Below are 12,833 nucleotides of genomic sequence, written 5' to 3' on the forward strand. Positions count from 1 at the left end.
CGGTTGTGCGGCGGCGTCGGGTGATCGCGGGATCGTGCCGGGATCGTGCCGGGGGTGTGCCGGAAATCAGGGCATCCAGGCGCCGTTCCGTTCCTGCCACATCTTCTCGCCGATAAGGCAGTCGGTGCCGTCCTCGACCGCCTTTTCAAGCCTCGGTGCCGCGGCCGGCGGCGGCGCCGAGACCATTTCCAGCACCAGCTTGCGGCGCACTGCGTCGGCGAAATCGTCCCAGTCCCAGACCGGGATGACGAAGGAACCGGGCCCGCCGATCACGCAGTCGCGGTAATAGGCGTCGAGGTTGTCGATGTTCCAGTTCGCGCCCATGCCTTCGCGCGTCATCAGCGGCAGGCCGTTGATGATGATGCCCTGCATCAGCACCTCGTCGCGGGCGCGCAGGACCTCCCAGCCTTGATTGTTCGGTCCATCACCCGATACATCAATAACCTGTCGTAATCCCATGAAATTGTTGTCGTCCAGACTGTCGCGAGCATGAAGAAGCGCGCCCGAGATCGAGGTGCGCCGCAGCGAGGGATTGAAGGACGAGGTGAGGGTTTCGGAGAACGCCGTCAGATCCTCGCGGGTTTCCAGCAGGCGCCAGTCGACGATGATCCTGTGCGCGCCCCAGCCGGCCCATTCCACGTAAGCCAGCGCCACCCGCTGCAACAGGCCGGACTGCATCGCCTCGAACACCTCGTCCGAGTTCAGCGCCTCGGCATAGCCGCGCCGCTGGATCTCCAGCTCGCGCGGCGACATCGAGCGGCTGACATCGACCATCAGGATCAGTTCGAGATCGACCTCGGTCTTGCCGTCCGTCCAGTCCTGCGCCTGCGCGGGGGGCGCGACGGGCGCGGCGAGCAGGGCGAGGAGGCACAGGAGGTATCGCATAGGATGATCCTGCAAAGCCGCGCTGCAACCTGTCCAATCACAAACGCCGGAGCCGGGCCGGACAGGCTGCCGCAGCGGCAGCCCGCCTGTTTCGCAGGCAGACTGCGGCGGATCGGGCAGGCGGACAAACGCCGCTTGCCGGGCGCGGGATCACTCCACGGTGTCGGACAGCGGGCGCAGCTGCCGCAGATAGACCACCACCGCGTCAAGGTCGGTGTCCGTCATCATGGCGAAATGGCCGTAGGGCATCGGCGGACGCATCGCGCTGCCGTCCGGGCGAACGCCTTCGGTGATCATCGCCTTCAGCTCATCGTCCGAATAGCCGGCAATCCCGTCTTCATGCGGCGTCAGGTTCGACGCGACCGAGGTGCCCCACGGCCCGTGAAACTCGAACCCGCCGCGCCCGAGATCGGTGTCGATCATCGGACCCTGCGGCCCCATAGGCGTGTGGCATTCCATGCAATGCGCCATCGGCCCCGCGACATAGGCGCCGTATTCCGCCGTGACGGCGGCCTCGGGCGGCGTCACGCTTTCGACCGGCGGCCCATAGGCCGGGGCGAGGGGGATGTTGTAGGCGGACTTTCCCGCGTCGTTCTCGACACCGGGCAGGGTGCGCAGGAACATCACCACCGACATCAGGTCGTCGTCGCCGATCCCCTTGTAGAAGGCAAACGGCATCGGCGGACCGATCACCGATCCGTCGGGGCGTATCCCCTCGCGGATGGCGCGGGCGAGTTCGGCGTCGGACCAGTCCTGCACGGCTCCGGCGGGGGTGATGTTGGGGGCGATGGCGGTGAACATCTCGTTCTGTTCCACAAGGCGCCCGGCAAGCTCCATGTCGGCGATGAAGCCTTCCGGCCCCATCGGCGTGTGGCAGTTGCCGCAGCCCATCGGGCCGCGCACGAGGTATTCGCCCCGTTCGACGCTTGGTTCGGCATTGGCTGTCCCGGCGGTCGCCGCAAGGCAGACCGCAGCCAGGATCCGGCTGTGCATGTCAGACTCCTCCCAAACCCGCAGGCCCGGAATGCCCGGACCTGCGGTATTATTCTTATAATTTACAGTTGTTTATGGCAGGAGGATAACGCGAAATATTACCTTACGTCAATGTGGTTCAAAGTGCCCCTCGCGTCCGTCGACGCGAGGGGCGGCCCCGGGGAGTTGTTGTGAGTGGTGGCCCCCGGAAGACAATCGGCAAGGACGGCAGGCAACCGTCGAAGAACCGGACGGATCCGTCCCTTCCTTTTCTTCGCGCGCACCCCGGTATCCGGTTGGTCCGCGCGACCATTGTCCAAAAACGGCCGCTCTGCCGCCTTGCCGGCCGATGCGAAGAATGGGTTGGGTATTGGGTCCTTCGCATCGACACCGTGTAGATGGCACATGGCGGGGCGCCGGACTTTTTCTTACCGGCCAAAAATTTCGCCGCGTCCGCCAAACGCCGAGAAATCGCGCGCCGGACCGGGAAAATCCGCTTGGCGTGGGGTGTTGCGGCGGAAAAACCGTGGCCCCGTCTTGCCTTGGCGCGCCGGATCGGCAAGCTGACCGGCAGCATCCTGACGCCGGCTGGTCGCCGGTGGCTTCCCGATGCCGCCTGCTACGAGGAGAGACCATGCCCGCCCGTATTTCCCGCGCCGCCTATGCCGACATGTACGGCCCCACCACCGGAGACCGGGTGCGCCTGGCCGACACGGACCTGATCATCGAGGTCGAGAAGGACCTGACCACCTACGGCGAAGAGGTGAAATTCGGCGGCGGCAAGGTGATCCGCGACGGCATGGGGCAGTCGCAGGTCACCCGCGCGGGCGGGGCGGTGGACACGGTGATCACCAACGCGCTGATCGTCGACCACACCGGGATCTACAAGGCCGACGTCGGCCTGAAGGACGGCCGCATCACGGCAATCGGCAAGGCGGGCAACCCCGACACCCAGTCCGGCGTCGATATCATCGTCGGTCCCGGCACCGAGGCCATCGCGGGCGAGGGGCGCATCCTGACCGCCGGCGGTTTCGACAGCCACATCCACTACATCTGCCCGCAGCAGATCGACGACGCGCTGCACTCGGGCCTGACCACGATGCTGGGCGGCGGCACCGGCCCCGCGCACGGCACGCTGGCCACCACCTGCACCCCCGGCCCGTGGCACCTTGCCCGGATGATGCAATCCGCCGACGCCTTCCCGATGAACCTTGCCTTCGCGGGCAAGGGCAACGCCAGCCAGCCCGGCGCGCTGGTCGAGATGGTCGAGGCCGGCGCCTGCGCGCTGAAGCTGCACGAGGACTGGGGCACCACCCCCGGCGCCATCGACTGCTGCCTGTCGGTGGCGGACGACATGGACGTGCAGGTGATGATCCACACCGACACGCTGAACGAAAGCGGCTTCGTCGAGAACACCGTCGCCGCCATGAAGGGCCGCACCATCCACGCCTTCCACACCGAGGGCGCGGGGGGCGGGCACGCGCCCGACATCATCAAGGTGGTGGAACAGCAGAACGTCCTGCCGTCCTCGACCAACCCGACGCGGCCCTTCACGCAGAACACGCTGGAAGAACACCTCGACATGCTGATGGTGTGCCACCACCTGGACAAGGCGATCCCCGAGGACGTGGCCTTCGCCGAAAGCCGCATCCGCCGCGAGACCATCGCCGCCGAGGACATCCTGCACGACATGGGCGCGTTCTCGATCATCGCGTCGGACAGTCAGGCGATGGGCCGGGTCGGCGAGGTGATCATCCGGACGTGGCAGACCGCCGACAAGATGAAGAAACAGCGCGGCCGTCTGGCCGACGAGACCGGCGCGAACGACAACGTGCGGGTCAAGCGCTACATCGCCAAGTACACGATCAATCCGGCCATCGCGCACGGCATCTCGACCCAGATCGGCTCGATCGAGCCGGGCAAGCGCGCCGACCTCGTGCTGTGGTCGCCCGCCTTCTTCGGTGTGAAGCCCGAGATGGTCTTGCTGGGCGGCACCATCGCGATGGCGCAGATGGGCGATCCGAACGCCTCGATCCCGACGCCGCAGCCGGTCTACTCGCGGCCCATGTGGGGCGCCTTCGGTCGCTCGGTCGAGAACTCGGCGGTGATCTTCGCCAGTCAGGCGGCCGTGGCGAACGGGCTGGGCGGCCAGCTTGGCATCGCGAAGGAACTGGTCGCGGTGGAGAACACCCGCAAGATCGGCAAGTCGGACATGGTGATGAACGCCGCGACGCCGTCGATGGAGGTGAACCCCGAGACCTACGAGGTCCGCGCCGACGGCGAGCTTCTGACCTGCGAGCCGGCGAAAGAGCTTCCGATGGCGCAGCGGTATTTCATGTTTTGATCCGGGGGCGTGGGGGGATGGGGTGGAATCCCATCCTTCGTGGGCGTCTGGCGGTTGTGGTGGCGTGATGGGGGGAAAGCCCATCCTGCGTGTGCGCCTGGCGGTTGTGGGGGCGTGATGGGGTGGAACCCCATCCTACGTGGGCGTCTGGCGGTTGTGGTGGCGTGATGGGGTGGAAGCCCATCCTGCGTGGGCGTCTGGCGGTTGTGGTGGCGTGATGGGGTGGAACCCCATCCTACGTGGGTGTCTGGCGATTGCGGTGGCGTGATGGGGTGGAACCCCATCCTACGTGGGTCACTGTGATGCGCTTGATGGGGTGAAACCCCATCCTACGGTATGGCGCTGGCATGATGGGGTAAGACCCCCGATCGTTCGGCACCGTTCCAGACCCACCTAACCAACAAGCGTAGGAAGGGGTTTCACCCCTTCTTGCGAAACCGATCAAAACCCGCCCCGCCAACATGCGTAGGATGGGGTTTCACCCCATCGTGCGATACCGACTATAACCCGCCCCGCCAACAAGCGTAGGATGGGGTTCCACCCCATCTTGCGAAACCGACCCAACCCACCTCACCAACAACCGTAGGATGGGGTTCCACCCCATCCCACCCACACCCCCACGACGCGATGCCGTTCCACCGCGCCCACTCCCACGCACAAAAACGTAAAAGGTCAGTAAATCTGCCATGTCTCTCGCGAATACCGGCTTCGCAGAGGCAGCATTTGTCGCTGCGGCGCAGCGAGGCTATTTGTTTGATCAAGGGAGGAAACCAGACTGTCACCCAGCGAGGTTTCCCATGGCAGACATCTACAGGCTGACGGGCATACCCCGTGAAACACCGGAAGAACGGAGCGCACGTGCAATGATGGACAATTTCTTCGCCAGCCTCGGACAAGGCTTCAACGCCTACCTGGCCTCTCGCTCGCGCATGGGCGAGATCCAGAAGCTGAATGCGAAAAGCGACAGGGAACTGTCCGCGATGGGCCTGAAGCGCGAGGATATTCCGCGCCACGTCTACCGCGACATCTTCTACATGTAAGGCCGTTTCGGCCTCTTGTGTCCGCGCCCGGATGCGCGGACACTCGCCCCGTCTGACGGGAGCGAAAACATGCGATACGACCTGGCCGCGGCCTTTCTCACCGCAGCCCTAGCCCTTGCCGCAGAGCCTGCCACCGCGCAGGGCGTGCGCCGATCCGGCCCGAGTTCCTCGACCGGACCAGAGACATCACCCGCCAATGCGCCGGACTGCCCGACCGCGGCCGATCTCGAAAAGGGGATTCGGCTGACCTCGGACGTGGGCGAGGTCGAGACGATCCGCCTCGACGATGATGGCAGCTTCGTCGTCCGGTTCGAGGATACCGAGGGCAGTGGCGTGGTGATGCGACTGGCGCACGGCCTGTACCTGACCAGATCGTGGTTCCTCGACGACGGGCAGGTCTCGTTCTGGCCCAGCCTGATCGTCAATTTCCCGGTCTCCGACGCCGAAATGCCGGACCCGGTGCCGGGCGAGGGCTGGGATGTCGACGTGAGACTCGGCGGCAGCGACTTTGCCGACGTGGCGGAAAGCCAGTCCTACCGCTTCGGCGAACCGGGCCGGATCAGCTATGGCGCGTGTTCCTACGACTATATCCCCGTCACCGCCGTCTACACCGGCAGCCAGGAGCCGTTTCAGGACGTTTACTATTACCTGACGGAATTTGGCGTCTCTTACCTTGCCGAAAGCGGCTCGGTCGGGGTGGAGCCGGACCTTTTCACCAATCATATCAAGATCGAGGCGGTGGAATGACTACGAGCCATGCAAGCCTGGCAAGGCGGGTATCCGCGCGCGCACCTAGCCAAGTCGTCGCGCACTGTGCAAATAGCGGGCAGTTTTCAAACTGCTTACGTATTGCGCAGGAGCGCCAAGATGAACACCACCTACATGCTGCCCTTCACCGCGCTGCGGCTGGGCCTCACCAACTTCCTCCGCCGCTTCGGTTCGACCGGCTACGAGGACCTGTTTTCGCTGTCCGACGAGCAGCTCGCTGTTCGCGGCTACACTCGCGAGGGCCTTGCCAAGCTGTCCATGACCGGACGCGCCTGGAACTGATCGCGTCGCGCCTGCGGGCGCGGAGCGATGTCCGGGGTTCGATCCGGACGACGGGAGGTGCGCGATGAGCGATGTCCTTCCAAAGGCGCTGGACATCCAGCGTGGGCCGCTTCAGGCTGAACCGTTCGACCGCGTGGTGATGACCTATGATGCGCGCCTTCTGCGCCGCAAGCGTCTCACCACTGCGGGCGGGTTTTCCTTCCTCGCCGACCTGTCTGAAGCCGTGAGCCTTGGCCATGGCGACGCTTTCGTGCTGGAAGACGGCCGCCTGATCGCGGTCGAGGCCGCCGCCGAGGGTCTTCTGTCGGTCACCGGCGACCACCTGCCGCGTCTGGCCTGGCACATCGGCAACCGCCACACGCCCTGCCAGATCGAGGCGGACCGCCTGCTGATCCAGCGCGATCACGTGCTGGCGGGGATGCTCGTCGGGCTGGGCGCACTGGTCGCCGAGGTCGACGAGCCCTTCACCCCCGAAGGCGGCGCATATGGCCACGGGCGGACGATGGGCCACGACCACGGCCATTCGCATGATCACGGTCACGCGCATTCGCATGTCCACCACCACGGGACACATACCCACGACGAGGATGACGACGCCGGGGAGGAGGAGTGAGCGGCCTTCTTACGCTGGTCCAGTGGATGTCGCCCGCGTTTCCGGTGGGCAGCTTCGCCTACTCGCACGGTCTGGAACAGGCTGTCGCTGCCGGTGAGGTGACCACCTCGGACGCCCTGGCCGCATGGCTGGGCGACGTGCTGACCCTTGGCGCGGGCCGGGCCGACGCGATCCTGCTGGCCTGCGCCTTGCGCGCAGAGGACGCCGCCAGCCTTGCCGCCACCGCCCGCGCACTGGCCGCGTCCCGCGAGCGCTGGGACGAAACCATCGCGCAGGGCCGCGCCTTCGCCGAAGCCGCCACCGCCACCGGCACGCCGGTCGATCCCTTGCCGTTCCCCGTCGCCGTAGGCGTCGCCGCGCGCGGGCTGGGCCTGCCTGCGGAACAGGTGATCGGCGTCTACCTGCACGCCTTCGCCTCGAACCTCGTCAGCGCGGCGGTCCGCTTCGTGCCGTTGGGACAGGCCGAGGGGCAGCGTGTGCTGTCGGGGCTTCACGCGATGATCGAGACCGTGGCGTCCGAAGCTGCGGGGCAGGGCGCGGACGACATCGCCTCTTTCGTCCCGCGCGGCGATCTGGCAGCCATGCGGCACGAGACGATGGACGTAAGGATCTTCAGGACATGAGCGGAAACGGACCCCTGCGCGTGGGCATCGGCGGCCCGGTGGGCGCGGGCAAGACGACGCTGACCGAGCAACTGTGCCGGGCGATGTCGGAAGACTATTCCGTCGCCGTCATCACCAACGACATCTATACCAGCGAGGACGCCGAGTACCTGATGCGCGCGCAGGCGCTGCCGCTGGAACGCATCCGTGGCGTGGAAACCGGCGGCTGCCCCCATACCGCGATCCGCGAGGATGCCTCGATCAACCTTGCCGCCGTGGCCGAGTTGCGGGCCAGTTTCGACGATCTCGACGTGATCTTCATCGAGTCCGGCGGCGACAACCTTGCCGCCACCTTCTCGCCGGAACTGGCGGACCTGACGCTTTACGTGATCGACACGGCGGCGGGGCAGGACATTCCGCGGAAGAAGGGGCCGGGGCTGACGCGCTCGGACCTGCTGATCGTCAACAAGACGGATCTGGCGCCCTATGTGGGCGTGGACCTTGACCAGCTCGAGGCCGACGCGCGGGTGGCGCGGGGAACGCGGCCCTTCGTGATGGCCGGGGTGAAGTCCGGCAAGGGCATCGCCGAGGTCGTGGCCTTCCTGAAGGAAGAGGGCGGGCTTTAGCGGCTCCGTCCGGCGCTGTCGGCAGCGGAAGCAACGCTCCCGCTGCCGGTTTCTTGGTCCGGCAAGCTCAGGCCGATTTCGCGTAACCGCCGTTGTAGGCGTCGCTTTTGCGGCGGACCTGCGAATGTTCCACGATCCGCTCGCGCGCGATGCCCCGGAACTCTTCGATGGACGAATAGCCCTTGCGCTCAAGGTAGTCGCCAAGATCGGTCGTCAGGTCCTTGATGAGATTGACGCCGATGCCGCCGCTGCCCTTTTCCTCCATCGCGGCGGTGCAGATCTGCAGGTTGCCCGCGCCGTGCGCGATGAAGTTGAACGCCTCGCGGAAGCCCTTGATGCCGCCGATGCCGGAAATCGCCTTGTCCGGGTAGGCGCGCGAGATGTCGGACACGCGCTGAAGCGCCTGATGCAGGATCGCCAGCCCGCCAAGGCCGCCGGACGTCACCAGCCCGTCCACCTCGACCTCGAACTTGAAGGTCTCGGGGTCCATCAGCGGCAGCGAGGGGAAGGTGTTGCACAGCGAGATGCAGGACGCGCCCGCGTCATAGGCCGCGCCTGCCGCATCGACGAGCGTCGAGGTCGCGGGCGTCAGCTTGACCCAGACGGGAACGTCCACTGCGCCGGTCACGGCACCGAGGATCGAGCGGATGATGTCCTCGTCATTGGCGATATGGGCGCCCATGTCCTTGCGATCCATGTGGGGGCAGGACATGTTCAGTTCCAGCGCGTCGCACCCGGCATTTACGACGGCCCGCGCAAGCTTGCGCCAGTTCTCCAGTTCTTCCTCGTTGCCCGCGCCCGCCATGATCGAGCCGATGACCATCCGGTCGGGGTAGGTGGTCTTGATTTCTTCCAGATCCGGAAGCCACTGTTCCAGCGGCTGGTCCGAGATCAGTTCCCAGTTCCAAGACGAATGCGACACGGTGTCGGCGCGCTTGTTGCGCGAGACATAGGGCTTCTCTTCGCTGGCGCGCTGGAAGATCGTCTTCGGCCCGGCGACGTTCTCGACCGGGTGCAGGCCGATCGTCTTGGTGACGACACCGCCCCAGCCGGCCTCGAACGCCTTGAGAATCTTGCGTTTGCTTTCCGTCGGCGGGGCCGAGGCCAGAACGAACGGGTTCACGAACTTAAGGCCGGTGAACTGTGTGGTAAGATCATACGACATGGCACATCCTCGGGTGGTTCTTGGTCAGCACCGTAATTTTTGACCAAGAAGTCAATAATTTTCGCGACGATCCCCGATCGCGACCCCGAAACGGGCTGAGTGCAGGCGCATGTTGATCGAAACATGGGCAGTTGCTCGATCCGGCATGCACCCGCGCTCCGGGTCCGAGCGGCTTGGGGTTTCCCGACCTTGGTCTGAAAGATGCTCAGACGTCCGCAGGTGCCCGCCGTCGCGGGGATGCTCCAGTATCGGGCATACCAGCCCAGGAGAAATGCGATGAAACTCAGCCACCTGCTTCTTACAACCTCGCTGTGTGCCGTTGCCGCGGTGCCGGCCATGGCCCAATCCCGCACGTTCAGCTCTGTCGATGCAAACGGCGACGGACAGCTATCGCGCGCGGAACTCGAGGCCGCCTTCGGCCGACAGGGCGCGGGAAATATACTGAGACGAAGTGACCGTGACCGGAACGGTTTCGTCTCGGCGTCCGAAATCCAAATGTCGCATGATGACGACTCGAACGACGACGAGTCCGATGACGACCGCTACGACCGGAACAACGACGACGACAGTTCCGACGACGAAGGTGATGATCGCAACGATGACGAGTCGAACGATGACCGGAACGACGATCGGTCGGGCGACGATGATCACGAGGACGACGACAGCAGCGACGATGACGACGACGATGACGGGGACGACGACGAGGGCGACGACGACTAGTCCGCTCCGCTTCTGACGACCGCGTGTCCGCGCGCCGAGTGCGCGGGCACGCCGCATCGTGAAAGGATCGCTCATGCAGATCGAACGAACGTCCTTCGAAAGACGGTTCTCGACTCCCATGTTTTCCTTCGAGGTCCACGGCCACGAAGCGATCAACGACGCCTTGATCGCAGACGGCAGGGCGTTGCGACAGCGGTGCGATGGCTCTGCGAAGTCGAACAGGGGCGGCTGGCATTCCAAGGGCAACCTTTTCACTGAGAAGGCCCCGTGCTTCGTGTTGCTGTCGGTCCTTGCCGAAGAGGCCGTGAAGCAGGCGACCGCTGCCATCGGCAAAGCCGATCTGGATCGCCTTCAACTGAAACTGTTCGGCTGGATGAACATCAACAGCGCCGGCGCCTATAACGCCCCGCACACACATCCCGGCGCGCATTGGTCCGGGGTCTACTATGTCTCGCAGCCCGAGGCAGAGGACGCTGACTCTGGCCGGATCGAGTTCCTGGATCCCCGCTGTGACCTCGCGCACTGGCGTATTCTCGACGCGTCGGCGTTTCGGCCGAAGAAAAGCGTTCGGCCGCGCGCGGGCGAGATGATCCTGTTCCCGTCGTACCTCGTGCACTGGGTCCATCCGAACGCCACGGACGCCGAGCGGATCAGCATCGCGTTCAATGCGACGTTCTCGGAACCGGACAACGCGCGCTGACCTCAGCCGTCCGTGCGATCCGCGAACGCCTTCTGCGCCATAATAGCGGCTTCAACCCGGTTGCGGGCGTGCAGTTTTTCCAGAATGGCGGTCATGTAGTGCTTCACCGTCTTTTCCTTCAGCCCCAGCGCCTCGGCGACTTCCTTGTTGCTCTGACCCGTCGCGACGAGCTTCATAATGTCTTCTTCCCGCTTCGTAAGGTCTTCCAGCGGTGATCGGTCCGCGTCGGTCTTGCCGCCCGTCATGAACGCCAGAAGCTTCGCGGCCAGTCCTGGAGAGACATGGGTTTCTCCGCGAACGACTTTCAGCAGGATGTCCCGCAGCTCGCGGGCCGAGACGCCTTTCAGGATGTAGGCCTTCGCGCCAAGGCGCAGGGCGTCCGACACGTCCTTGCCGTCTTCCGACACCGTCAGCATCGCCACATGCGCCGCCGTCTTTTCCGACGCGATCTGCGCGATGGCGGTCAGTCCGCCTCCGGGCATGGACAGGTCCAGCAATGCCACGTCCGGCCTGTGGGTCGCCGCCAGCCCGATGGCCTCGGCCGCGGACGAGGCGACGCCGACGACCGAGAACCTGTCATCCTCTTCAAGGCTTCGCACAAGCCCGTCGCGAAAGATCGGATGGTCGTCGGCCACGAGGATCGTGATGGTCACAGCGTTGCTCCTTCATGGGGGAGTGTGACGGACATGGTGGTGCCCTCGCCGGGCGCCGACCGTATGTCGAGGGCGCCGCCAAGCGAGACCAGCCTGTCCGTGATCCCGGTCAGTCCCTGTCCGCCGTCGGGCCGAAGTGTATTGGTGCCGGCGTCGAATCCGACCCCGTCGTCCGACACGGCAAGTATCAGGGCGTCCGGAGTCTGGCGCAGGGTCACGTCCACGGTGTCGGCCCGGGCGTGTTTGTACGAGTTTGCCAGCAATTCCTGCGTCACGCGGTACAGGGCGGACTTGGTCGGCAGACCGACGGCATAGGACGGATCGTCGCCTGTGCTGAAGGTCACCTTGGACCCGAACGCCTTGGTGTGATCCTCGATCGCCCGCGTGACGATATCCGATGGGGTCAGGTTGTCGATGTCCGGCAGCGCCAGCCCGCGCGAGATCGCCCTGAGTTCCGACATGGCGTTCACGACCGCGGTCCGCACGATCTCCGCATCCTCGGACTCGGCCAGCCCGGCCCCTTCGAGACGCAGGGCGATCAGCGACAGGTGCTGTGCGACGCCGTCATGCAGGTCCATCCCGATGCGCTGCATAACCCGGTCGGTCTGCGCGGTCGAGCGGCGGGCGGCTTCGATAACGCGGTCTTTCAGTTCCGTGTTCTCGCGAAGCTGCCGCCGAAGCCGCAGTTGCTGCGTCTCGATCAGCCGGCTTCCCGCGTGGACGATGCCGAACAGCAACCCGCCGCTTGCAAGGAAAACGGCGAATACCACCAGCCAAGTCTGACGACGGGCCCTAGCGATGTCTTCGATCAGCTCTTCCGCCCGCTGGTAGATTTCGAAAACCGACGTGACCTCGCCGGTGTCGAGGTTGCGGATGGGCACGTAGACGCCGAGCAGGGGCAGTTCGATACTGGCGCCATCTGTTTCAGCGTAAAGCTCCACGAACTCGTAATCTGCCGTCACCTCGCCGTCCCATGCGCGCGTCAGAGCGTCGGAGACCGGGAACGTCTGGTCCTCCAGCGTCCGGTCGAACGAGGCAAGGATGGTCCCGTCGCGAGACCAGACCTTGTAAGTCACGATCCTCTCCCGAAGGATACCGTCGACGAAGATCCGGGTCAGCTCGTCCTTGGCGTCCGGTGACAGCGTGTCGAAGGGGGTCTGCAGGAACGGGATCTGAGGAACGAGGCTTTCAAAATACAGCGCTGCAGCGGTCCCGTAGTTCTGCACGACCCCGGCCTCGATCTTGCGGCCCACCCACACCGCAAGAGAGATCGCCGCGAGCACGAGGATGACGCTGCCTGACTTCAGAAAGCGAAACGAGAGGGAAGCCTTGGCAAAAGCCTTGTTCAGGGCAAGCGACATGACTGGAAATATCCGCCACTTGCCGATGTGGGGCAATCGACCTTGGTCCGATGCTTGAGCGGCGAAGCTCTGCCAATCCCCCAGGGCCGTGTCGGCGTCGCG

At 65.0% G+C, this 12,833-nt stretch carries 14 protein-coding genes; 9 read left to right on the forward strand and 5 right to left on the reverse strand.

Features of this window, described 5'->3' with window-relative positions; translation table 11 throughout:
- Positions 1-66: 66 nt before the first annotated feature.
- Together ACP156_RS05540 and ACP156_RS05545 are read right to left on the reverse strand one after the other, a co-directional pair.
- Complete coding sequence (locus ACP156_RS05540; RefSeq protein ID WP_425050308.1) at positions 67-885, reverse strand: DUF1194 domain-containing protein; 819 nt, start codon at positions 883-885, stop codon at positions 67-69.
- A gap of 150 nt (positions 886-1,035) precedes the next feature.
- Entirely contained in the window at positions 1,036-1,878 is an 843-nt protein-coding gene (locus tag ACP156_RS05545) for a c-type cytochrome (RefSeq protein ID WP_425050309.1), read from the reverse strand.
- A gap of 613 nt (positions 1,879-2,491) precedes the next feature.
- Between ACP156_RS05545 and ureC the strand changes: the two genes are divergently transcribed.
- The 7 genes from ureC to ureG all read left to right on the forward strand — a co-directional run bounded on the left by ureC (position 2,492) and on the right by ureG (position 8,132).
- On the forward strand, positions 2,492-4,201 hold the full coding sequence (gene ureC / locus ACP156_RS05550; RefSeq protein WP_425050310.1) for an urease subunit alpha: 1,710 nt from the start codon (positions 2,492-2,494) through the stop codon (positions 4,199-4,201).
- A gap of 863 nt (positions 4,202-5,064) precedes the next feature.
- Positions 5,065-5,241, forward strand: a complete 177-nt coding sequence (locus ACP156_RS05555) for a hypothetical protein (RefSeq protein WP_425050311.1) — start codon at positions 5,065-5,067, stop codon at positions 5,239-5,241.
- Between the two features lie 69 nt (positions 5,242-5,310).
- Complete coding sequence (locus ACP156_RS05560) at positions 5,311-5,988, forward strand: hypothetical protein (RefSeq protein WP_425050312.1); 678 nt, start codon at positions 5,311-5,313, stop codon at positions 5,986-5,988.
- Between the two features lie 120 nt (positions 5,989-6,108).
- Positions 6,109-6,291, forward strand: coding sequence for a hypothetical protein (locus ACP156_RS05565; protein ID WP_425050313.1), 183 nt, complete (start codon positions 6,109-6,111; stop codon positions 6,289-6,291).
- Between the two features lie 64 nt (positions 6,292-6,355).
- The gene (gene ureE, locus ACP156_RS05570) at positions 6,356-6,904 is read left to right on the forward strand and encodes an urease accessory protein UreE (protein WP_425050314.1); all 549 of its coding nucleotides are present in this window, start codon (positions 6,356-6,358) and stop codon (positions 6,902-6,904) included.
- 26 nt (positions 6,905-6,930) lie between these two features.
- A complete protein-coding gene (locus ACP156_RS05575) occupies positions 6,931-7,527 on the forward strand; it encodes an urease accessory protein UreF (protein ID WP_425050824.1) in 597 nt (198 codons plus the stop codon).
- Positions 7,524-8,132, forward strand: a complete 609-nt coding sequence (gene ureG, locus ACP156_RS05580; protein ID WP_425050315.1) for an urease accessory protein UreG — start codon at positions 7,524-7,526, stop codon at positions 8,130-8,132. Before ACP156_RS05575 ends, ureG begins: the two co-directional genes overlap by 4 nt.
- 67 nt (positions 8,133-8,199) lie before the next feature.
- Here the strand turns inward: ureG and ACP156_RS05585 are convergent, their stop codons facing one another.
- Positions 8,200-9,297, reverse strand: a complete 1,098-nt coding sequence (locus ACP156_RS05585; RefSeq protein WP_425050316.1) for a tRNA-dihydrouridine synthase — start codon at positions 9,295-9,297, stop codon at positions 8,200-8,202.
- Between the two features lie 276 nt (positions 9,298-9,573).
- On the opposite strand from ACP156_RS05585, the gene ACP156_RS05590 reads away from it, so the two are divergent.
- Both ACP156_RS05590 and ACP156_RS05595 read left to right on the forward strand, forming a co-directional pair.
- On the forward strand, positions 9,574-10,017 hold the full coding sequence (locus ACP156_RS05590; protein ID WP_425050317.1) for a hypothetical protein: 444 nt from the start codon (positions 9,574-9,576) through the stop codon (positions 10,015-10,017).
- Between the two features lie 118 nt (positions 10,018-10,135).
- Positions 10,136-10,717, forward strand: a complete 582-nt coding sequence (locus tag ACP156_RS05595) for a 2OG-Fe(II) oxygenase family protein (protein ID WP_425050318.1) — start codon at positions 10,136-10,138, stop codon at positions 10,715-10,717.
- 2 nt (positions 10,718-10,719) lie between these two features.
- Here ACP156_RS05595 and ACP156_RS05600 read toward each other — a convergent pair whose 3' ends face one another.
- Positions 10,720-11,370: a response regulator gene (locus ACP156_RS05600; protein WP_425050319.1), complete on the reverse strand. Its 651-nt coding sequence runs from the start codon at positions 11,368-11,370 to the stop codon at positions 10,720-10,722.
- Complete coding sequence (locus ACP156_RS05605; protein WP_425050320.1) at positions 11,367-12,731, reverse strand: sensor histidine kinase; 1,365 nt, start codon at positions 12,729-12,731, stop codon at positions 11,367-11,369. The genes ACP156_RS05600 and ACP156_RS05605 overlap by 4 nt, the downstream gene beginning before the upstream one ends.
- Positions 12,732-12,833: the final 102 nt, after the last annotated feature.

Origin of the sequence: Psychromarinibacter sp. S121 (genome assembly GCF_049801035.1) — a bacterium.
Classification (GTDB): domain Bacteria; phylum Pseudomonadota; class Alphaproteobacteria; order Rhodobacterales; family Rhodobacteraceae; genus Psychromarinibacter.